Here is a 22,113-nt window from a genome sequence, read left to right on the forward strand (position 1 = left end):
CCCCCGTTCTGCCCGCCCTGCCCCACCGTCACCGCCATGGCGGTGCCGGGCGTGACCGACACGGTGCCATCGGCGAAGCCGCCGGCGCCCCCGTTGGCCGAGTTGCCGCCGGCCGCCGTGGACCCGCCGCCGCCGGCGCCCCACATCGTGACGCGCACCGACGACACGCCCGCAGGCACCGTGAAGGTCTGCGCCGAGCCCGAATGGGTGAAGGTCACGCAGCTGTTGTAGCCCGACTGCGGCGTGCACGCAGCGGTTGCAGCCTGCGCACCTGGCATGGCAAACATCCACAAGGCCGTCGCGGCAAGCACACCCTTCAACACCCCGCCGAGCCGCGCCATCCCGACCGCTTCGTTTCTCGTTCTGCTTTGCATCATGGTCTCGTTCAGCGGGTTTCTTGCGCGGCCGCGGCGATCACGACCCAGCGGCTCTTGGCGCTGCTGTCATCGCCCGCGACAGGCTGCGTGTCTTCTTTGGTGTCGGTGCGCAGGCGCAGCACATCCACGCCGCGCCCGATCAGGTAGCTGCGCACCGCGTTGGTCCGCTGCGCGACCAGCTGCATGCGGTCGTCGGCACTGCCTTGCGCGTCCGAGTGGCTGATGTGGATCACCACCTGCGCCTCGGTCGCCTTGATCTGCGCGGCCAGCGTGTTCAGCGTGTCGTGTGCCTGCGGCTTGATGAAGGACTTGGCGGGCTCGAACAGCGCCTCGGCCTGCAGCACGGTGCGCATCGGCAGCGGCGCCACTTCCGGCGCATCCGCAGCCACCTTCTCTGCCTTGGCAGCCTTGGCCGTGTTCGTCTCCCCCGTCGAAGCGAAGCCCAGATGCGTCTCATCGAACTTGAAGCGCAGCCGCACATAAGCGCCCTTGCTCGTGTACTCGTTGGCCGTCAGGTCGCGGTCGTTCAGGCCCACGAAGTTGTAGCCCGCCGACACCCACATGTTCTTCTGCACCTGGTAGCCCACCTCGACGCCGAAGGTCTTCTGCAGCGCGCCGCCCTTGCCGTACAGCAGGCCGGCCTGCACGCCGAAGTCCCAGTCCTGGTTGATGTCCTGCGTGTAGCGTGCCTGCACCAGGTGCGCCCAGTACTTGCTGGCCAGCGTGCCGTCGTCGGCGCGGCTGAGCTTGAAGGCGTAGCGCGCCATCACCGCCTTGCCCGGCTCGGGGTTGTAGTTGACGTGCGCCGAGACAATGTCTGCGCTGGTCTTGCCCGGCAGGCTGGCGCCGTTGTCGGCGCCGAAGACGCTGCTGCCCTGCAGCGCGCCGGCCGCATTGCCCGCGCCCACCACGCGCTCCGAACGGCGCTCGTAGCGCGCCAGCGCGTTCCAGGTGTCGTCGTCCACGGGGCGGTAGGCAATGCCGATCTGGTGGCGCTGCAGGTGGCGCTCGTTGCCCGCGTTGGCGCCCTGGCCTTCGCTGTCGCTCACGATGCTGCGCGCCAGCAGGCTCCAGGACGGATCGAGCTTGAAGCCGAAGCCGGCGCTGAACAGGCGCGTGTTCGCATCATCACCCCGGCGCGCTTCGTACACGCCCGAGGCCTTGATCCGGTCGGTGATGTACTCGATGCCGCTGGTGATCGCGGTCGATTCGCCCAGCCCACCGGCATAACCCGTGCCGGTGTTCTTGCTGTTGCTGTAGCCGCTCATGTCGCGCGTGTGCTCGATGCCCCCGGTCACGCGGATCTGCTCGTTGACCTTGAAGGTGTTGCGCACCCCGATGGCCGCCTGCACGCCGCGCCCTTCGGCGCCGTCGGCGATGCGGTACTCGTTGTACACGCGACCGCCTTCCATGTAGTTGCTCTCGATGCCGACGATGCCGGTGTTGTTGCGCTGCGTGCTGTCCAGCTCGTAGGGGCCGTTGAGCGTGGAGATCAGCTCGTAGCGGCCGTACACGCGCGTCTTGTCGGTGATGGCGTAGTTGCCGCCGACGGCCAGCACGTGGCGCTTGCCGTCCTTGAGGTCCTGCTCGCCTTCCACGAACACCTGCGCGCCGGCCACGCCGGGCACCTCGGTCGACAGGCGCCCGCGCACGGTGGTCTGGCTCTGCGTGTCCACGCCGGCTGCGGCGGCGGCCGCGCCCAGCGTGGTCACGCTGTTGGCGCCGATGCTGCTGCCCATCTGGCCGTTGTAGGTGGAGATCTGGCCGTAGTCGAAGCCCGAGCTGGAGCCCAGCGCGTTGTTGCTCTGGCCGTGGCGCAGGCCCACTTCGGCGACGGTCTTGTCGCTGAGCTTCTTCTGCACGCTCACGGTGGCGCCCTTGCGCTCGTCGACCTGGGTTGCGTCCTTGCTGTAGAGCACCTCGCCGCGCACGGCCAGGGTCGGGTCGACGCGGTACTCGGCGCGCGCCGAGGCTTCGGTGTGGCCGGCCGAGAAGCTCGCGCCGGGGTTGTCGAAGCCCTTGCTGGTCTTGGCCGCCAGGGCCACCACGGCCAGCTTCTCGTCCTGGTAGCGCGCTTCCACGCGCGCGCCGTGGCCGTTGCCCTTGTCGTCGGAATCGGTCTTGACCAGCTCGCCCGCCACGCTGGTGTTCTGGCCGATGCGCGCCACGCCCGTGAGCGCCTGCAGGTTGCGCTTGTTCTGCGGGTTCTGGTCGGTGGAAGCCACCACGCCCAGCTGCAGGTTCTCGCTGACCTTCACTTGCACGTCGGTGCCGGCCACGGTGAACTTGGGGCCGCCCGAGTCCACTTCGTAGGTGACGCGGATCGACTGCGGGTTCAGGTTCGCGTCGATGGAGGCGATGGCGTGCGTGAACAGGATGCGGCGCGTGAGCGGCTCCACCGTGTAGTCCACGAAGCGCGCCACGGCCGTGCGCTGCAGCACGATGTTGGGCTGGTTGCGGTCGCGCACCACGATCTCGATCTGTTCGCTGTTGTCCACGAACTCGCCGTTGCTGGCGCTCAGGTAGTACGGGCCCGAGGTGCCCAGCGCGCGGAACTCCTCCACCTGCTGCGTCTGCGCGGTGCGCGAGACATAGCTGGTGGCGCGCACGTTCTCGTCCTCGTACACGTGCTTCAGGCCCGTGAGCGAACGGTTGCTCTGGCTCAGGTTGCGCACCTCGGTGCTGCTGGCGGTGGTGAAGTCGCCGTACAGCAGGTAGGAGCGGTTCTTGTCGATGCGCACGTAGAGCTTCTGCGTGCTCTGGGCGTCGAAGCCCTTGACCGCGGAGTCGCCGTAGATCGGATAGAACTCGTCCGGACGGATGTCGCGGAACAGGCGGTCCTTGCGGGTCTTGTCGGAATCGTAGGCGGCGGTGAGCAGGTACTCGCCCTTGACGGTGCCCTTGAAGAAGAAGGCGGCGCGACCGCTGGCGCGGCTGTTGGTGCCTTCGTCCTTCAGGCCCGAGAGCTCGGCTTCGAAGGCGGCGCCGGCGGGCATGGCGCCGATCGGCAGCTTGCCGCGCTTGGTGAAGTCCAGCACGCCTTCGACGATGCCCACGCCGATCATGGGGCGCATCTCGGGCAGCAGCGCCAGGCGCACTTCCTTGACGAAGGTGCCGGCGCTCACGCGCAGGCGCGCATCGCCCGGTTCGCCCGGGGGCATCAGCTGGAACTCTGCAGCGCCGCCGTCCATGAAGACCTGCGTGCCGGGTTCGGTCGGGTTCAGGTCTTCGGCCAGCCAGCGGCCACGGTCGGTCTCCAGCGTGAGCTGCGTGCGGGCGGTGACGGGCACGCCGGCCGCGTCGATCAGGCGCACCTTGACGACGACGGGCGTGCGCAGGTCGGCGCGCGCCACCTCGGGCAGGTCGACCTCGATGGCGCCGAGCTTGTCGGGAGCAATGACGGTGATCTCGTCGGCCGAGCTGCGCACGTTGCCGAAGCCGTCCACGGCTTCGAGCTTGAGGGTGTTGGTGCCGGGGCGCAGGGCCACGCCGATGTACTCCCAGGCGGCGATGTTCTTCGATGCCAGCTGGGTCTTCTTGCCGACGCGGCGTTCTTCCAATGCACTGCCGTTGACGCTCAGGCGCAGGCTGGTGCCGGCCGTGCCCTTGACGCGCACGTTGATCGACTGGCCGGCGACGGTGTCGCGGTCCTTCAGGCCGATGAAGGCCAGCGTGTTGTTCTCCAGCTGGGGCAGCAGGGTCTCGAGTTCGATGGGACTCGGCGTGGCCTGGGGCAGCAACGGGTTGGCGCGCGGTTCGAGCATCGCGCCGCCGGTGCCGATGGGGCGCATGGCCTGCGCGCCGACGCCGGTGGCCGAACCGCTGGTGGTCGACGACGGCAGGCCCGAGGTGGGCACGCCGTTCAGCGGCGAGAACAGGCTGCCGGTGGGGATCGCGGGCTGCACGCCCAGCGTACCGCCCATGCTGCCGCCACCGCCGCTGACGAAGCTGCTGGCGTTGGCCGGGGCCACGGGCAGCGCGATCAGCGGCGCCGAGGTGGGCTGCACGGCGCCGGTGCTGCCGCTGGCCAGGGCCTGGCCGGTGGCCGGCAGGCCGCGCACGTCGCCCACGGGCACGACCTTGCCTTCGGGGTCCAGGCGCAGGCGCACCTGGGCTTCGGCCTCGGTGTCGGGGCGCGCGGCAATGGCGGCGCGGCGCGCGGCCACGTCGGCAATGACGCTCTTCTCATCGCAGTTCGTGATGATGAAGTTGGCCTTGTGGAACTCGCCCTTCTTCAGGTCGACGAAGCGGCTCTCGGGGGTGCCCGAGTTGCGGTTGTCGAGCACTTCGAGCTTGGCGCCCAGCGGCAGCGTGGTCTGGTCCAGGCGCAGCACGTGGGTGACGGGCTTGAGGCCGTACAGGCTCCACTTGCCTTCGATGTCGGTGACGACGTGGGTGCCGTCTTCCATGTACAGGCGCACGCCGGGCACGCCGATCTCGTCGGCGCCCTCTTGCCTGCCGTCACGTTGGCCGTCGCGCTTGCAATCGAGGTACACCTTGCCGAAGGCGAAGGCGTCGTCGGAGAACACGCCGCCCGTCACGCGCACGGTCCAGTTGGCCAGGTTCGACTGGATGGGGCCCGAGGTGGCGCGCGCGCGGTTGATGGCGTCGCCGTTGGTGGGCGCGCCCACGCCGATGCGCACGCGGTAGCGCACCATGGCCGACTGGTCGGGGGCCACCACCAGCGTGGGGTAGTTGAAGATCAGGCCCGGGCCAGCGCCGCCGGCGGGGTTGGGCACCACTTGCCCATTGAGGCGCACGCTGTTGGCCACGTAGGCGAAGCCCGGGGGCAGCGTGTCGTTGAAGGTCAGGCCGGTGACGGGGAAGCCGGTCTTGTTGGTGACGGTGAGCGCGTAGTCGATGAAGTCGCCGAACTCGACCTGCCGCTTGCTGCCGTCCTTGCGCAGCACCAGGCCCAGGATGTTGCCCGGATCGAGCGGAATGTGGTTGTGCACGGCGTCGCACGGCGTGCCATCGGGCTTGGCGCCGGCCTGCACCTGGAAGTAGTAGCTGGTCGGGTCGGCGTCCTTCGGCGGCACGGCACTGGGCACGACGGTGCCGCAGCTGGCGAACGAGCCACCGGTGACGGGGATCAGTTGCGAGGGGTAGACGTAGCCACTGCCGGCCGGGGGCGTGACCGAGAGTGCGTACGTGCACAGGCCCGTCACGGGCGGCGTCTGCAGGTAGAACTGGTAGGCGCCGTCGGCACCCGTGGTCATGGAGACGCTGCCGTTGGGGTTGAGCGTGTAGGTGCCCGAGTCGGCGCCGTAGACCTCGGCCGCGGTGATGGGGCCGGCCGTGCCGCTGCTGCACGACTGGCGCGTGTAGGTGACCAGCGCGCCGGCCACAGGTTGACGGGTCAGTGCGTTGTAGACCGTGCCTTGCGGATCGACCAGCAGCGCCTGCACCGAGGTGGCGGTGGCGGCCAGCAGCATGGTGGGCGTGACGTTGACGGTGTTCTGCTCGAAGGCGGCGGCCCAGGCCTTGTTGGTGAGCGACACGCGCCCGCCGATGGCCGATGCCTTCTCGGTGATGCGCACGCTCAGGCGGATCTGCTCGCTCTGGCCCGGGGCCAATGCACGGCTTCCATCCGTCAGGCTCAGCGCCACTTCGGTGGGCAGCTGGAAGGGGTCGGCGCTGTCCTGCGTGCTGCGGTTGCAGGTGGCGCGGCCGGTGAAGCCGGTGGCGGCGTTGAGGTTGCCGTTGGCGGCCTTGGGCGGGCCCAGCAGTTCCCACGACGCGACCTGCCCGCTCGACTTGTCCATGTCGAAGGTGCAGTTCAGGTTGTCGATCACGCGCACGTTGGGCGCGGCGACGGCGCCGGTGTTGGTGACCTTGAAGGTGTAGTCCAGCTCGTAGACGCCGGGCGACACGCGCCGTGCGATGGAGGCCTGCTTGGTCAGCGTGAGCGTGGGCAGCTGGGTCGACACCGGCGTGGGCGAGGTGTCGTTGTTGGGGTTGCCGTCGCCGTCGGCGTCGGGGTTGTCGCCGTTGACGGAGTCGTCCAGGGCCACCGCGGGGCCGCCGGCATTGAGGGCGCCCGAGGCCTTGACGGTGTTCAGCAAGGTGCCGGTGCGGCCGGTGAAGTTGATGCGGGCATCGAACTGCACGGTGAACTGCCCGCCCACGGGCAGCACGGCGCCGTCGGCCAGCAGGTTCGAGGCGGCGGCGGTGCCCTTGAAGGCGGGGTTCGGCGCGGCGACGGTGCCGCCGCTGGGTGCGGGCGCGATCACGATCGAGCCGGGCACGATGGTGTACTGGTTCGCGCCGGGCACGGCGGCGGCCGTGTAGGTGCCGAACTGCGTGGCGCCCGCGCCTTCCATCACGTCGGCGGCCTGCACGCCGTACAGCCACGAGGTGCCGTAGTTGCGCACGTTGACGCTGAAGCGCACGGTGGCGGTGCCGTCGGTCTTGCCGTCGGCGTTGCGGTTCACGCGCGGGGTGGATGCGGCCTTGGCCACACCGATGCGCGCCTGGGTGGAGCTGATGACGATGGTGTTCGAGGGCACGGTGGCCGGGCCCGTGCCGTCGTTGTACTGGCTGTGCGCGGTGTTGCGGATCTCGCCCACCTGGTCGGCGTTGACCTTGACGGCGAACTGCATCGCGATGGACACATTGCGTGCCACGGGCGTGGAGATGCCGATGGCCACTTCGACGGCCGAGGCGTCTTCGGCGGTGCGGTAGCTGAACGCCGGATCGTTGGCCAGGCGGTACAGCTTGACGGCGTTGGCGGCGGTGGTGCGCAGCGTGCCGGGCACGTACTGGGTGCCGGCGGGCACGGGGTCGCGCACGAGGACCAATGCGCTGGGCGCGCCGTTCACGAGCAATGGCGTGTTGGTGGGCGCGATGACGTTGCTCGGCTGCGCGTCCTGCGCGCCGATGTTGGTGCCCGAGACCGAGAAGTCGATGCGCGTCTGGCCGGGAATCACGTTGCCGGGGTAGCTGGCCGACTTGACCAGCTGCAGCGCGGCGGCGTTGCCGACGGTGACGGTGTCGCGGTTGATGGCGGTGAGGCCTTGCAGCGCGGTGGTGGCCGTCAAACCGACGCAGGCCACGCCCGTGGCTGCGGTGGGGATCGTGCCCTGCACCAGCAGCGCGGCGGTCTCGCCGGGCTTGAGCGCGATGGCACCTGCAGCATTGAGTTGCACCACCGGATCGGCCGCATCGACCACGCCGTTGTTGTTGCTGTCGCGCACCACGCGCAAGGCGGCCAGATCGAGCGTGTCGGCCGCGCAGCCGCCAGCGTTGTTGGCCAGCGCCAGCGTGTAGGTGGAGGCGACGTTGCCGGTGTTGGTGAGCAGGTGGCTCAGCGTGACGATGCTCGCGGGCGGGCGCGACAGCGACTGGTCCTGCGTGAGCACCAGCGCCTCCACGGGCAGCACCGTGGCGATCACTTCGTTGGACGAGATGGTCTCGGTCTGCGCCAGGCCGTTGGGCACGTAGGTGCCCGTGGCGATGCTGCGGATCACGATGCCGGCGGGGGCCGGCGCGGCGTTCGCTTCCTGCACGGCACCACCCAGCAGCAGCAGCGCCGCGCCAGCAGCGAGCGCGGCAGCCCATCCGCGCCACGATGGCCGGTGTGTGCTCCTGGGATTGAAAGTGAACAGCATGCCGCGAACCCTTGATCGATCACCGCGTGGGGATCAGAAGAAACGAAAGAACTTTTTCGTTTGCGCCCTCGCCTCGACAGAGGAAGAGAGGGAAGGCGCAAAGGAAAAACGCACAGGCTTTCGCATGCCCTGTGCGAGGGAGCCGACGGGCTTGCGCTCGTCGGCTCCGCTTCACTCAGGTGAAGCTCAGTTGTTGACCTTCACGGAGAACAGCAGCGTGGCGCTGCCGCCAGGTGCCACGGTGTTGCTTGCGCTGCCGCAAGCCACGGTGGTGGCGGTGCTGCTGTAGGCCAGGGCCGTACCAGACACGCCGGTGGACGTGCACTGGGTGGGGGCCGGAGGCTGCGTCGCACCGGTGAAGGAGGTGTAGGCCGGCACCGCGTCGTTGATCGACATGTTGGTGACCGGTGCCACGCCTTCGTTGGTCGCAACGACGCGGTACACGATGCACTCACCGGGCTTGGCGACCAGCGGAGCCGACGAGGACGGGACCTCGGCGCCATCGCAGTTCGTGTCCAGTGCCTGCGTCTTCACGAGGCGCATCTGGCCCGTGATGACCGTGGTCACGTCGGTGGCCGAGGGCGTGCCGCACGAGGTGGCGCCTGCCGGGAAGGTCACCGTGACGGTGGCCGTGTCCACGGCACCTGCCGAAGCGCCGCCCGGTGCGAACACCTTGACGAGCAGCTTCTGCGTGCCGTTGGCCGCCAGCGGGCCCGGGATCGTGCCGGTCACCAGCGTGTCGCCGCTGCCGATCTGGCCGTCGCCGTCCACGTCGATGTACAGCGCGGTGGTCCAGCCAGCCGTCACGTCTGCCGCCGGCAGCGTGGCCGACACCGTGTACGGGCCTGCGCAGCTTTGCGTGCCGGTGTTGGTCAGCGTGTGGGCGTACACGACCGAGCCGCCGGGGGCGATCTGGCCGTTGTTGTTCGGCGTCAGCGTCGCACCGTAGGTCACGGCCTGGGTCACGGTCACCGCATCGGTCTTCGTGTCGATCGCCACGGCGCCCGTCGAAGTCACGATGGTGGAACGCACCTGGAAGTACACCAGCTGGCCGGTGACGGGCGTCTGCGAAGCAGGCGGCGTCACGCAGGCATCGACCGGCGTCTGCGCGTTGGCTGCAACGTCCACCGTGGTGATCGCCGCCCCCGTGCAGGTGCCACCCGCCGCCACGAACTTGACGGTCCAGCCCGCGGGCAGGCTGCCCGGGAAGCTGTTGGTCTGGCTCGCCGCCAGGCTGTAGGTGTTGGCCACCGTGTCGTTGTTCTTGACGAACAGCGTGAAGATCGCGCCGGTGCCGGCAGCGGTCGTCTTCGTGGTGGTCGGCTGCGGGCTCGGGCCCGTGCCCACGTCGCCGTTGCCGGTGTTGCCTGCGGTGCCGTTACCGGTGGCCGTGTTGGTCAGGTCGACCAGCACGCCGATCATGGCGTTCAGGGTGTCGCGGGTGGATTCCGTCTTCGTGCTGTCGCCCGTCGAGGTACCCGTCACGATCGCGCTGAACGGACCGGTGGGCAGCGTGCCGGGAGACGGCAGCGTGGCGGCGAGCACGAACTGCACGCTGCCGTTGGCCGCGACCGGACCGGTGTCGGGAATGCCGTCGCTGTTGTTGTCGATCAACGGCGTGACGCCGTCGGCGGCAAAGAACTTGAAGGTCGTTCCGGCCGGGAAGGTGCCCAGGGCGGCCGTGAGGTTCACGACGTCCGTGGCATTGCCCGTGTTGAACACCGTCTGCGTGAACTTCACCGTGGCGCCCATGGCCGCGCTGGCGACAGTCGTCGTGTCGGCCGCGGTCGTGTTGGGGTTGCCCACCGCCGTGTCCAGCGAGGTGGTCGGGCTGCCGGAAGCAGAACCGAGCACGATGCCGAAGGTGCCGATGACGTTGTAGCTCGCGGGGTTGGTCGGCGAGCCCGTCGTGCCCGGGTTGTCCGACGTGACCGTCGTCGGCACAGTCACGGGGTTGTACTTGGCCGTGTTGGTCGTGGTCGACGTGCCGATGGCCGCCGTGTTGTTGACCATCACGACGAAGCTCACCGTCTGCGTGACGTTCGGCGGCAGCGAGGCCACCACGAAGGCCAGCGTGTTGCCGGTCGCGGTGAAGTCGATGGCGTTACCAGCCACATCACCCTGCGGTGCGTCCGTGAGCGCCGTGCCCGGTGCATTGCTCCAGACGGCCGAACCCGGCACGTACGTGAAGCCTGCGGGCAACGTGTCGGTCATGACGAACCGGCCAGCCGCACCACCCGTGTTGTTGAACTTCAACGTATAGGTGGTGTAGACGCAGCCTGCTGCGGGTGCGCCAGCTGCCGTGGTGGTAGCCGCGCAACCTGCAACCGAGCGCGGACCGCTCACCGATGCCGCGGGCCAGGTGCCGCCATTGGCCGACCAGGCGACCGACGGAACGCTCAGGCTCTTGGTGGCGTTGAAGGCCGCCTGATCCGTGAGGTTCACGTTGTCGACGTCGGCCGCTTGCGTGTTACCCGCCGCGTACAGCGCCGGCGTGCCTGCGGTGGCCGTGATGGTCGCGGCCACCGGCGAGGTGAACGTGCCCGACGAAGCGGTGCTCGGGATCGAGTACGCCACGACGAACGGGAACGTGCCGTTGCCACCCGCCACGGTCTGGGCCGGGACGTTACAGACCGCACCCGGAACGACCGAGCACAGCGCGGTCGTGCTGTCGGGCACGCCGTCGGCGTTCGCGTCGGCGAACACTTCGACCTTGGTGAAGCCGTTCGGGCTGGCCGGTGCGGCCACGCTCAGCGTGAACGTGTCGGTGCCGTTGCCGGTGTTGGTCAGCACGTGCGGTGCATACACGGTCGTGCCTGCAGCGCCGGTCTTGGTATTGACCACATTGGTCGTCACCGTGGTGTAGGTGTCCAGGTTGAACGAGCCGACCTGTTGCACCGTCGTCTGCACGAGGTTGGAGGTGGCCAGCTGGCTGGCGCCGTTCGGGTCCAGGTAGGTGGCCGAAGCCTGGTTACCGATGATGGTGTTGGCGGGTGGAGCCGCAGCGAGTGCGCCGGAACTTCCAAAAAGGAAGCTCAGCGTCAGGGCTGCTGCGCCCGCCCAGAGCGCGCGCGGCGCGGGGCCGGTGCGACGGGCAGACAAGGTAGGGATCACTTGGGTTTCTCCTCGGGGGTTGGGGTCAAAAAAGGTCAAAAAAAGGACGAACTCACCCCGGCCGGGGATTTCCGCAAACGGAAACCGGCAATGGAAAAACCAGCGGGGTTTTGAAAAAGAGAGAACCGGCCGTCAGCGCGGCTCAGGGCCGCCGACGGTCGTCGTCAGCGCGGGAAGCTCAGGGCGTGCTGCGCGCAACCTTCTGCGCGTCGGCACCGGCGGCTACCGGCGCGGGCGGCACCACCGTCTCGACCTTGGCGCGCGCGGTCACCGCGGCCGAGCCGTTGGCGGGCAGCTGACCCAGCGTCCAGCGCAGCGAGCGGTACTCGTTGTAGGGAACCGGCTCCGACTTGCCGTTGACGACGCGCGCCAGCGGCTCGGCGGCAAAGGCGCCGTCCTTGGTCGCGGCCTTGACCAGCGTCGCGCCGGGCTTGGCGGTCTTGGGCAGGTACTCCAGGCCTTCGGGGATCGGCAGGTTGGCCACCAGGCCGGTGACGGCCTTGCCCGTGTGGTTGGTGTAGGTGGCCGTGTACTCGAGCACGTCGCCCGGCTTGACCGAATCGGCCGCCACCAGCTGCTCCTTGCCCTGCGCGTCCTTGACCACCTTGGCCTGCGTCAGCACGACCGCGACGGTCTTCTTCTGCGCGGCCTCGGTGGGCGCGGGCGCGGCCTTCGTGCCCTGCGCGGCGGCCATGCCGCCCAGCCCCAGGGTCATGGCCACGCCGAGCCCCAGGCCGAGGCGAACGGTCAGCCGGACCACCGGCGACATGAATGAATTCACTTGAGACGAACTTCCGATAGACATAGACAACTCCTAAAAAACAACTTCAAAGCCAGACCGAGGCAACACGAAGATCAAACCGACTTGACCTGTGGCCTCGCGAATTGGCGTCGAAGCCATTTCCCAGCCACTTGCAGCACACCACTGACACACCGGCATCGGCGACGACCGCCTCCGATGCCCACGCTCGGCCTCACGCAAGCACGCCCTTTTCGAGCCGCTTCCATGAGCCATTTACCACGTTCATATTATTTTCTGAATGTTTACAAAAACAATCGAACGTCCGCGATCCGCCACTTGCAATGGCCGAGGGTTCCGTGAAAATGTCACGAGAGGCCCCCCAAAGTTAACAACTGTGAATACAGATGTAATCTGGACGCTCGCTTAGATTGTGAATAAACCTGCAATTGAAGTGTGATCAATCTCACAAGCGGATCGCCTCCAAGTTGTTGATGCGTTTGAATAATTTCACTTCCGCACCAACCCGCCGCCTCACGATCACCCAGTGTTTCAAGGGAGAAACGAGGCCCTTCGAGCGGCTTCGGACTGGCCCCTTGGGGCCACTTCGAAACTAAATTTACAAATTCACAGGCTGTGTAATCAGGCACCGCGAATTTCAGGGACTGCATGCGCGCCCTGTCCCCCAATGGTTTCAATCACGGGCAGCGTGAAATACGGCTTGATGAATTTTTCAAAATCCAATTCCATTCAAACAGGCACGGCTGCGCCATTGGCCTGAATTCAATTCAAGCCAATCCCAGCCGGCTCACTTCGCCGGAATTCATTCGTTGGTCTGCCGACACCCGGCCTCAATTCAGAGGCGAATGGGCGGGCGTATTTTTTCAAGGTGACCTTGCGTCACCCCTTCGGATGCCGCGGGCGCTGCCCGCGAAAACTCACTTGCCGTGCCGGTTGTGCGCGCGCTCCAGCGTGTAGCCCACGCCGTAGAGCGAGCGCACGCGGAATTCGCCCGCCACGATCGATGCCAGCTTCTTGCGCACGCGCGACACCAGCGCATCGAGCGACCGGCTGGCGCCCAGCTCCCCGTTGCATCGGGGCCCCTGGGGCAGTTGCTGCCGCGACACGGGCGTGTCGAGGTGGCGCACCAGCACCCGGGCGATCTCGAATTCGCTCGGCGTCATGATGGCTTCGCGGCTCGCGTACTCGACCGCGAGGCGGCTGCGCACGAGCTGGAAACCGTAGAGGCCGTGCGGCTTCGCGTTCCTGCGCAGCGATTTCCTGCCGCACAGCGTCGACACGCGCGCCACGACCTCTTCCGCGTTCCAGGGGCTCACCAGGAAATCGTCGACGTCGAACACCGACACGCGGGGCGTTTCAAGCACGCCGCGCGACCGGGTCAGCACGACCACCGGCGCGGTGGCCGCACGGCTGGCGCCGATGCCGAACAGGATTTCCGGCAGCGCGCCCTCCATCGCCTCGCCCATCAGCAGGAAGAGCCCGACGCCGGGCATCGAGGCGGCCTCCAGCAGGTCTTCCTCGTTGACCACACACAAGGGGCTGAAGCCGGCGTCCTTCAACCGGCCTCGCAGCCAGTCGATCTCTTCGCCGGAGTCCGTCAGCACCACCACACGACCGTTTTTCTGTTCCACCCTGTCCACCATCGCTTCCCTTTTCATCGCTCCCCGCATGCCTCTCACAATGGAGTGGAATGTATTAACGTTTATGTACAGTCGATAGGGAAAAGTGCCGATATTGACCAACGGAAACAGGTAGCCCTGTTCTTTTGTCATCGTGTGCAAACAAACTCACACTAATGGGGCGTCACCCCCTCGACACGGGCGGATGGAATCCCGGATCAGCCTTCCATTCCGCGAAGGCCGATCGCTCATCAACCCCTCTGGGAAGTAGCCTCGGACGCAGGGGCAGCCTTGCGCGCGGACAGCCTTTCGAGCAGCCCGACGAGCCAGCACATCGGACAGCCGCGCAGCAGCAGCAAGGCGCCGACGAGGGCTGGCGGCGCGATCCAGGGATGGGCGGACGACAGCAGCACAGCCAGCGCGATGAGCGCCAGGGCGCCCGCGCCGCGAAGCAGATGCCAGGTGATGGAAACAGAACACATGGTGCAGGGCTCCTTGGGAATGGACACCTGCAAGAGAGGCGGCGAAACGCCGAAACGGTTCGCGGGCCCCCTCCTCACCCCGCGGCCGGCTCGAGCACGAACGCGAAGTCCAGCGTGTGGAACGGCCCGGCCTGCACGCTGCCGTCGGGCGCATGGCCCGGCGCGTGCGCGGCGAAGTCGCCGATGAGCGAGCTGCGCACGCCGAACACCGCGTCGCTGTCGAGGTACGGATCGCCCTCGCGGAAGACGTGCGTGATCAGCGTCTCGTAGCCCGGCGCCTGCACCATGAAGTGCACATGCGCGGGCCGCCACGGATGGCGCCGGGTCGCGCGCAGCATCGCGCCCACCGGCCCGTCGGTGGGAATCGGATAGGCCACCGGCGCCACGCCGCGAAACCACAGCCGGCCCTGCGCGTCGGTGCGCAGCACCGCCCGCCCCTGCATGGGGCCGCCGGGCCGCTGCACGTCGTAGAAGCCTTCGGCGTCGGCCTCCCACACGTCGACCACCGCATCGGCGACGGGCTCGCCGTCGCGCCCGTGCACGGTGGCCTGCACGAACAGCGGCTCGCCCACCGCGCCGGCCGCGATGTCGCTGCCCAGCGGCAGCTGCGGCGCGCCGGCCACGTGAAAGGGGCCGAACACGGTGGCCTCGGTAGCCTGCGGGCTCTTGGCGTGGTTCATGGCCACCGTGAGCATCGACAGGCCCAGGGTGTCCGACAGCAGGATGAACTCCTGGCGCTGCGCATCGCACTTCTGGCCCGTGGCGGTGAGGAAGTCGATGCCCGCGGCCCACTCGGCCTCAGTGAGTCGCACCTCGCGCGCGAAGTCGTGCAGGTGGCGCACCAGCGCCGACAGCACCTCCTTCAGCCGCGCGTCTTCGCAGCCGGCCATGCGATCGAGCACGGCGGCGGTGATGGTGTGTTCATCGATGTTGCGCATGGGCGTCGGGCTCCAGGGGGGAAGAAGGCGCGTGCGCCGCCAGGCGCCGCTGCGTCGGAAACAGGGACCAGGCCCAGCGCTGCTGCGCCCAGCCCCACAGCCCCTGCTTGAAGAAGATCGTGGCCACGATGGCCAGCAGCCCGAGCCCGAGCAGGTACCAGGTGCCGTAGTCGCTCAGGAACTTGTTCAGCGCCCAGAACACCAGCGCGCCCACCAGCGGCCCTTCGATGCGGCCGATGCCGCCGATGACGACCATGAAGATCGCGAAGGCGGTCCAGTTCGGCGCGAAGGCCGCGTCGGGGCTGATGCGCAGGTTGCCCACGAAGTACAGCGCGCCCGCCAGCCCGGCGCCGAAGGCCGCCACCACGTACACCGCGAGCTTCATGCGCGCCACCGGAATGCCCTGCGATTCGGCGGCCATCTCGTTGTCGCGGATCGCCAGCAGCGCCAGCCCGAAGCGGCTGCGCAGGAACAGGTAGACCAGCGACACCGCCGCCACCACGCAGCCCAGCGCCATCCAGTAGGTGACGCTCTCGCGCGTGGCGCGCTCGATGCCGCGCAGCGCCGTGAGCGTGGTGCCCGAGCCCCCGCCCACCGCCGACACGTTGGCGAGGCTGAGCCGGAACACCTCGGCGATCACCCAGGTGCCGATGGCGAAGTAGCCGCCCGACAGCCGGAACGCCACGAAGGACACCGGCACCGCGATCAGCGCGGCGGCCAGTGCCCCGAGCGGAATCGCCACGAACGGGTTGACGCCCGCGAAGTTGCCCAGCATCAGCATCACGTAGCCGCCGAAGCCGAAGAAGGCCTGCTGCCCGATGCTGACCATGCCGCCGTAGCCGGCCAGCAGGTTCCACATCATCGCGAAGATGAAGTAGCAGGCGATCTCGACGAACTCGCGCATCCAGCTGGGCTCGCCCCAGAAAGGCAGCGTGGCGGCCACCGCCACCAGCGCGGCGGCGGTCCAGCCCGCGCGGCGGCTGCTGCCGGTGTCGATGGTGACGACGACGCAGGTCATGGCGCTCAGTCCAGCTGCAGCTGCACGCGCGCGGCCACCTGGCCCCAGCGCTGGTGCTCGGCGCGCAGGCGGCGCGCGGCCTCCTCGGGCGGGTTGGCCACCACCTCGAGGTCCATGGTGGCCAGCCGCTCGCGCAGCTCGGGCGCGGCCAGCGCCTTCGCCACCTCGGCCTGCAGCCGCGCCACCACGGCCGGCGGCGTGGCGCGCGGCATGGCCATCATCTCGGCGAAGCTGGCGTCGTAGCCCTGGATGCCCGCCTGCGCCACGGTCGGCACCGTGGGCTGGCTGCCCAGGCGCTTGCTGCCCGACACGGCGATGGCCACCAGCTTGCCGTCGCGGATGATCGGGCCGACCGTCGGCGAGGCCAGGAAGCCGCAGGGCACCATGCCGCCCATCACGTCCTGCATGGCCGGGCTCGGGCCGCGGTAGGGCACGTGCTGCATCTGCATGCCGGCGTCGGCCAGCAGCATCTCCATGGCCATGTGGCCGGGCACGCCGGGGCCGCCCGAGGCGTAGCTCATGGGCTTGGCTTTGGCCGCGGCCAGCAGCTCGGGCAGGGTCTTGATGCCAGCGCCGGGAAAGCACACCAGCTCCTGGCTGAACGCGGCCAGCTGGGTCACGGGCACCAGGTCTTCCATCGGGCGGATGGCGAGCTTGCGGTACAGGTGCGGGTTGATGGTCAGCATGGTGTCGGGCCCGACCAGCACCGTGTGGCCGTCGGTGGCGCGCGCCACCTCCTGCATGCCGATGTTGCCGCCCGCCCCCGGCTTGTTGTCGACCACCACGGGCTGGCCCAGCGCCTTCTGCAGGGCGGGCTGCATCAGCCGCGAGACGATGTCGCCGGGCGCACCGGCCGGGAAGGCCACCACCAGCCGCACGGGCTTGGTGGGCCAGGTGTCGGCGGCGTGGCCGGGCGCGATGGTGGCGAGCACGGCGGCTGCCGCCATGCAGGCCGCGAGGGGGCGGCGGAAAACGTTCATGGGATGTCTCCTTTTTTGAAATGGGGTGCGCGGATCGGCCGGCGTGGCCTACCAGGCGCCGATGAGGATGCCGGCCGCCAGCTCGCGTTCGTTCCAGCGCGCGATGTCCTCGGGCGCCACCGTGGGAAAGCGCCGCCGCTGGCGCAGCCAGCCGAACAGCAGGCCCAGCATCTGCTCGCGCACCGCGGCCAAGGCCGGGTCGCGGCCCAGGTCGACCAGCTCGTCCGGGTCGGCCTGCATGTCGAACAGCTGTGGCGGCAGGTCTTCGAAATGCACGAACTTCCAGCGGCGCGTGCGCAGCATCGTCATGTGGCAGCGCTCGACGGGTTGGGCCAGCGGCAGCCGCACCTCGTCGCGAAAGGCGAAGCTGTTCTCGCACACCACCAGGTCCTTGCCGGCCGCGCCGGCGTGGCCGTGCAGCAGCGGGCGCAGCGACTGGCCTTCGAGCCATTCGGCCGGCTGCGGCAGGCCCAGCGCGTCGAGCATGGTCGGCACGAGGTCGATGCACTCGACCAGCGCGTCGCTCACGGTGCCGCGGCGCGCATCGGCTTCGGCGCGCGGATCGACCACGATCAGCGGCACCTTCACGATCGGGTCGTGGAACAGCTCCTTCTCGCCCAGCCAGTGGTCGCCCAGGTAGTCGCCGTGGTCGCTGGTGAAGACCACCAGCGTGTCGCGGTCCAGCCCCTGTTCGGCCATGAAGGCGAAAAGCCGGCCGAGCTGGTCGTCGACCTGCTTCACGAGCCCCATGTAGGTCGGCACCACCATGTTGCGCACCTCGTCGCGGCTGAAGTTGCGGCTCACGGTCTCGCGCCGGAAGCCTTCGACCACCGGGTGGGCGTCGATGCGCTCGGCCTCGCTGCGCACCACCGGCAACATGTCGTCGGGCCCGTACATCGCGTGGTACGGCGCGGGCGCCACGTAGGGCCAATGCGGCTTGATGTACGACAGGTGCAGCACCCAGGGCGCGTCGCCGGCCTCGCGCATGAAGTCGATCGCGCGCTCGGTCGTGTAGGGCGTCTCGCTGTGCGCGCCGGCGATGTGCGCGGGCCGGTCGGCCCAGCGCATCTGCCAGCCGCTCAGGATCTCGCCGTCGGGGCCGCGCCCCGAATTGGCGAAGTCGTGCCAGGGGTTGTCGGAGTCGTAGCCCTGCGCGCGCAGCCAGTCGCAGTAGGCATTGCCCGTGACCTTGAAGCCCGGCGGCCAGATGCCGTCGTCGCGCGCATAGGGCTCGAAGCCGCCTTCCATCGCGAGCCGGCCCGCGCCCTGCGTCGGGTCGATGCCCAGGCGCCGCGCGCCCTCGGTGTCGGCCTCGACGTGCGTCTTGCCGACCAGCGCGCAGCGCACGCCGTGCGGGCGCAGGTGGTCGCCCAGCGTCTTCTGCCCCACCGACAGCGGCACGAAGTTCCACATCGTCCCGTGGCTGCTGACATAGCGGCCGGTGTAGGCCGACATGCGCGAGGCGCCGCAGACCGCGCCCTGCGCATAGGCATGGCTGAAGCGCACGCCGCGCGCGGCCAGCGCATCGATGTGCGGCGTCTGCAGGCGCGGATGGCCGTAGCACGAGAGGTGGTCGGCGCGCAGCTGGTCGCACATGATGAACAGCACATGCCTGAGCGGCGCGGGGGAGGTCTTGTCGGTCATGTCAGCAGGTCAGCGGGTCTTGGGGAACAGTCCCTGCGGCCGCAGCACCAGCACCGCGAGGAACACGAGATGGCCGAACCAGATGCCCCAGCCCGGATCGATGCGAAAGCCGATCTGCTGCGCGATGCCCAGGATCATGGCGCCGGCCAGCGTGCCCCAGAACGAGCCCATGCCGCCGATGATCACGGCCTCGAAGGCAAACAGCAGCAGCAGCGGGCCGTCCGACGGCGACACCGTGGTGCGCATGCCCTGCAGCGCGCCGGCGATGGCGATCAGCACGAAGGCGATGCCCGTGGCCAGCGCATACACCTGCTTGGCCTTGAGGCCCATCAGCTCGGCGATCTCGCGGTCGTCGGACACCGCGCGGAAGGTGCGGCCCAGCGGCGTGCGCGTGAACATCCACTGCATCGCGCCCGTGGCCGCCACCGCGACCGCCAGGATCACCAGCGGCAGCGCCCCCAGCGCCAGCGTGTCGCCCAGCGACACCGACGCGGTGGCCAGCGCGCCGACCTCGATGGCGCGCGGGTCGGCCGAGAACAGCTCCAGCAGCAGGTTCTGGATCACGATCGACAGGCCGAAGGTCACGACCAGCGAAGGCAGCGGGTCCTTGCCCAGCGTGCCGTTGAGCACGTGGCGCTGCAGCAGGTAGCCGAAGCCGAAGGCCAGCGGCAGCACCGCGAGCACCACCAACCATGGCACAGATGCGCCGGTCATCGAGACGCCGGCGATCACCGCGAAGGCGCCCAGGATGATGAAGTCGCCCTGCGCCGTGTTGGTCAGCCGCATGACGCCGAACATCAGCGACTGGCCGAGCGCGAACAGCGTGTAGAGGCCGCCGAGCAGCACGCCCTGGAGCAGGGTTTCAAGCATGGTGCTCCTCGATGCCGAAATAGGCTTGCGAGATCTGCTCGGGCGTGAGTTCGCCCGAGCGCCCCGTGAGCGACACGCGCCCGTCCTGGAAGCAGTACACGCGCTGCGACACCTGCCGCGCCATGCGCACGTCCTGCTCCACGATCACGACCGTCATGCCCTCCCCCGTGATGGCCGGCATGGCCGCGTAGATCTCGCGGATGACGACCGGCGCCAGGCCGAGCGAGAGCTCGTCGCACAGCAGCAGCTCGGGGTTGCTCATGAGCGCGCGGCCCAGCGCCACCATCTGCTGCTGCCCGCCCGAGAGCGAAGTGGCGGGCTGGCGCCGCTTCTCGGCCAGGATGGGGAACAGGCCGTACAGGCGCTGCAGGTTCCACGGCCCCGCGCGGCGCGGCGTGGCGCCCATCAGCAGGTTCTCTTCCACGCTCAGGCTCGGGAACAGGCGCCGGCCTTCGGGCACCATCGCCAGGCCGCGCCGCACGATCTCGCCGGGCGGCAGGCCGCCGATCGGTTCGCCCTTGAAGCGGATCGCTTCGGACGGCGCGCGCAGCAGCCCCGTGAGGCTCTTCAGAAAGGTCGACTTGCCCGCGCCGTTGGCGCCGATGATCGCCACCAGCTCGCCCGCCGACAGCGTGAAGTCGATGCCGAACAGCGCCTGCGCATCGCCGTAGAAGGCCTGCAGACCGTGGGTGTCGAGCAGCGCGCTCATGCCTCGATCCCCATGTACACGCGCCGCACCTCGGGGTCGTTCATCACCGCGCGCGGCGCGCCTTCCGCCAGCTGCTGCCCGAAGTTGATGACGAACAGCCGGTCGGCGAGCGACAGCAGTGCATGCACGACGTGCTCGATCCAGATCATGGTCACGCCGCGCGCCTTGATGCGTTTCAGTTCCGCCACCAGCACCGCCGCCTCGGGCTCGGTGAGCCCGCCCGCGATCTCGTCGAGCAGCAGCAGGCGCGGCTTGGTCGCCAGCGCGCGCGCCAGCTCCAGCCGCTTGCGGTCGAGCAGCGTGAGCCCGCCGGCCGGCTTGTTGGCGTGCGGCGCCAGACCGGTCTGGGCCAGCACCTCGTGCGCCGTCTCCCAGGCCTCGCGCTCGGCCTGCTGGCCGCCGAAGCAGGCGGCGGTGACGAGGTTCTCGAACACGCTCATGTGGCCGAAGGGCTGCGGCACCTGGTAGCTGCGGCCGATGCCGGCGCGGCAGCGCTGGTGCGGGCGAAGCCGCGTCACGTCGCGGCCCGCGTACTCCACGCGGCCGGCATCGACGCGTGCGTCGCCCGAGATCAGGTTGAACAGCGTGGTCTTGCCCGCGCCGTTGGGCCCGAGGATGCCCAGCGTCTCGCCCTCGGCCACCGCCAGCGTGATGCCGTCGGTGACCTTGAGCGCCCCGTAGGACTTGCTCACGCCGTGCAAGGCCAGCAGCGTCATGGCAGCCGTCACTCAGAGCAGGCGCAGCGCGCCGCCGGTGGGGATCGCCTTCGCGGCCTCGTTGTTCACCAGCGTCAGCTCCACCTTGCGCTGCTTGCCCTTGCCCCACTGGCCGAGCACCAGCGGCGTCTTGCTGACGTTCTTGAACGGGCCCTGCCCGCCCCATTTCACGGGGCCGACCACGGAGTTGATCGAGGTCGCGGCCACGGCGTCGCGCACGTCGCCGGCCTTGAGCGACTTCGATCGCGACAGCGCGTTCGCCGCCACCTCGAACAGCGCATGCGCGAAGCCGATGGGCTGCGTCCACTGCTTCTTCGTGCCGGCCTCGTAGGCCTCGGCCAGCGCCTTGGCGCTTTGCTGCGTAAGGCTGGAACTGAACGGGTGCGACGGGCTCCACCACACCTCGGTCGAGAGGCCCTCGCCCAGCTCGCCCAGGGCCTCGATGGCGCCCGGGAACAGCAGCGCCTTGCCCAGCGTGATCACCTTGGGCCTGAAGCCCTGCTGGCGCGCCTGCGTGAGGAAGGTCTTGGCGTCGGGCGGGATCACCACGCCGGTGACGATCTCGACGTTGTCGCGCTTGAAGGCGGCGATCTGCGCGCTGAAGTCCTGCGTGCCGTTCTGGAAGCGACCGGGGTCGGTGAGCGTGAAGCCCATCTGCGCGAGCGGCTTGGGAAAGCCCAGTTCCTTGTCGCCCCAGGCGTTGCCGTCGCCGTCGTTGGGGAACAGGCCACCGACCTTCTTGTTGGTGGCCACAGTCTTCCATCCATTCGTGAAGGTGGCGATGACATCCTCCAGGCCCCAGAACAGGTGGTAGGTCCAGTTGAAACCCTTGGCCGGGTCGCCCTTGCGGCCGAAGAACCAGGGCTGCCACGGCACCACGCTGGAGATGCACGGCACCTCGTTGAGTTCGCAGGCATCGCTCACCGGGTTGGCGGTCTCGGGCGTGCCGGCGGTGAGCACCAGCGCGACCTTGTCTTTCAGGATCAGGTCGTTGGCCACCTCGCCCGTGCGGTTGGGGTTCGACTGGCTGTCCTTCAGCACGATCTGCACGGCGTACTTCTTGCCGCCCACGCTGATGCCGTCCTTGAAGGCGGCCTTCATCTGCTCGATCACCCACTTGTCGGCCTCGCCGAAGGGCGCGAGCGGCCCGGTCTGCGGCGACACGTAGCCGATCTTGAGCGTGTCGGCGGCGAACACCAACGGCGCGGCGCCCGTGGCGGCGAGCGCGGCGGCGGCCTGCGTGAACTGTCTGCGGTTGAATGTCATGGCTGTCTCC

The 22,113-nt window shown here is 68.8% G+C and carries 14 protein-coding genes; all 14 read right to left on the bottom strand.

Going from position 1 to position 22,113, the window contains the following annotated elements:
* The coding region (locus AC07YS_RS10660) for a glycine-rich domain-containing protein (protein ID WP_495275710.1) at positions 1-287 on the bottom strand (287 nt) is incomplete at its 3' end.
* A 98-nt stretch (positions 288-385) separates the two neighbouring features.
* The gene (locus AC07YS_RS10665; protein ID WP_495267661.1) at positions 386-7,987 is read right to left on the bottom strand and encodes an OmpA family protein; all 7,602 of its coding nucleotides are present in this window, start codon (positions 7,985-7,987) and stop codon (positions 386-388) included.
* 186 nt (positions 7,988-8,173) lie between these two features.
* Positions 8,174-11,089 carry a beta strand repeat-containing protein gene (locus AC07YS_RS10670; RefSeq protein WP_495267662.1) on the bottom strand — a complete coding sequence of 972 codons (2,916 nt, stop codon included), beginning with the start codon at positions 11,087-11,089 and terminating at the stop codon, positions 8,174-8,176.
* Between the two features lie 190 nt (positions 11,090-11,279).
* The gene (locus AC07YS_RS10675; RefSeq protein ID WP_492685063.1) at positions 11,280-11,870 is read right to left on the bottom strand and encodes a hypothetical protein; all 591 of its coding nucleotides are present in this window, start codon (positions 11,868-11,870) and stop codon (positions 11,280-11,282) included.
* Positions 11,871-12,778: 908 nt separating this feature from the next.
* Positions 12,779-13,492, bottom strand: coding sequence for a response regulator transcription factor (locus tag AC07YS_RS10680; RefSeq protein ID WP_157754996.1), 714 nt, complete (start codon positions 13,490-13,492; stop codon positions 12,779-12,781).
* A gap of 239 nt (positions 13,493-13,731) precedes the next feature.
* Complete coding sequence (locus tag AC07YS_RS10685; protein WP_492729646.1) at positions 13,732-13,962, bottom strand: hypothetical protein; 231 nt, start codon at positions 13,960-13,962, stop codon at positions 13,732-13,734.
* 74 nt (positions 13,963-14,036) lie between these two features.
* The gene (locus AC07YS_RS10690; RefSeq protein ID WP_495267663.1) at positions 14,037-14,900 is read right to left on the bottom strand and encodes an intradiol ring-cleavage dioxygenase; all 864 of its coding nucleotides are present in this window, start codon (positions 14,898-14,900) and stop codon (positions 14,037-14,039) included.
* Positions 14,884-15,918 (bottom strand): branched-chain amino acid ABC transporter permease, encoded by a 1,035-nt coding sequence (locus AC07YS_RS10695; RefSeq protein ID WP_495267664.1) that lies wholly within the window; start codon positions 15,916-15,918, stop codon positions 14,884-14,886. Before AC07YS_RS10695 ends, AC07YS_RS10690 begins: the two co-directional genes overlap by 17 nt.
* A 5-nt stretch (positions 15,919-15,923) precedes the next feature.
* A complete protein-coding gene (locus AC07YS_RS10700; RefSeq protein ID WP_495267665.1) occupies positions 15,924-16,898 on the bottom strand; it encodes a Bug family tripartite tricarboxylate transporter substrate binding protein in 975 nt (324 codons plus the stop codon).
* A gap of 48 nt (positions 16,899-16,946) precedes the next feature.
* Positions 16,947-18,542: a sulfatase-like hydrolase/transferase gene (locus tag AC07YS_RS10705; RefSeq protein WP_495267666.1), complete on the bottom strand. Its 1,596-nt coding sequence runs from the start codon at positions 18,540-18,542 to the stop codon at positions 16,947-16,949.
* 9 nt (positions 18,543-18,551) lie between these two features.
* Positions 18,552-19,412: a branched-chain amino acid ABC transporter permease gene (locus tag AC07YS_RS10710; RefSeq protein ID WP_495267667.1), complete on the bottom strand. Its 861-nt coding sequence runs from the start codon at positions 19,410-19,412 to the stop codon at positions 18,552-18,554.
* Positions 19,405-20,121 carry an ABC transporter ATP-binding protein gene (locus tag AC07YS_RS10715; RefSeq protein WP_495267668.1) on the bottom strand — a complete coding sequence of 239 codons (717 nt, stop codon included), beginning with the start codon at positions 20,119-20,121 and terminating at the stop codon, positions 19,405-19,407. Before AC07YS_RS10715 ends, AC07YS_RS10710 begins: the two co-directional genes overlap by 8 nt.
* Complete coding sequence (locus AC07YS_RS10720; RefSeq protein WP_062479592.1) at positions 20,118-20,837, bottom strand: ABC transporter ATP-binding protein; 720 nt, start codon at positions 20,835-20,837, stop codon at positions 20,118-20,120. Before AC07YS_RS10720 ends, AC07YS_RS10715 begins: the two co-directional genes overlap by 4 nt.
* 12 nt (positions 20,838-20,849) lie before the next feature.
* Positions 20,850-22,103, bottom strand: a complete 1,254-nt coding sequence (locus tag AC07YS_RS10725; protein WP_495267669.1) for an ABC transporter substrate-binding protein — start codon at positions 22,101-22,103, stop codon at positions 20,850-20,852.
* Positions 22,104-22,113: the final 10 nt, after the last annotated feature.

It is taken from the genome of Variovorax sp. GW458-11-26-14-LB1 (assembly GCF_059423965.1).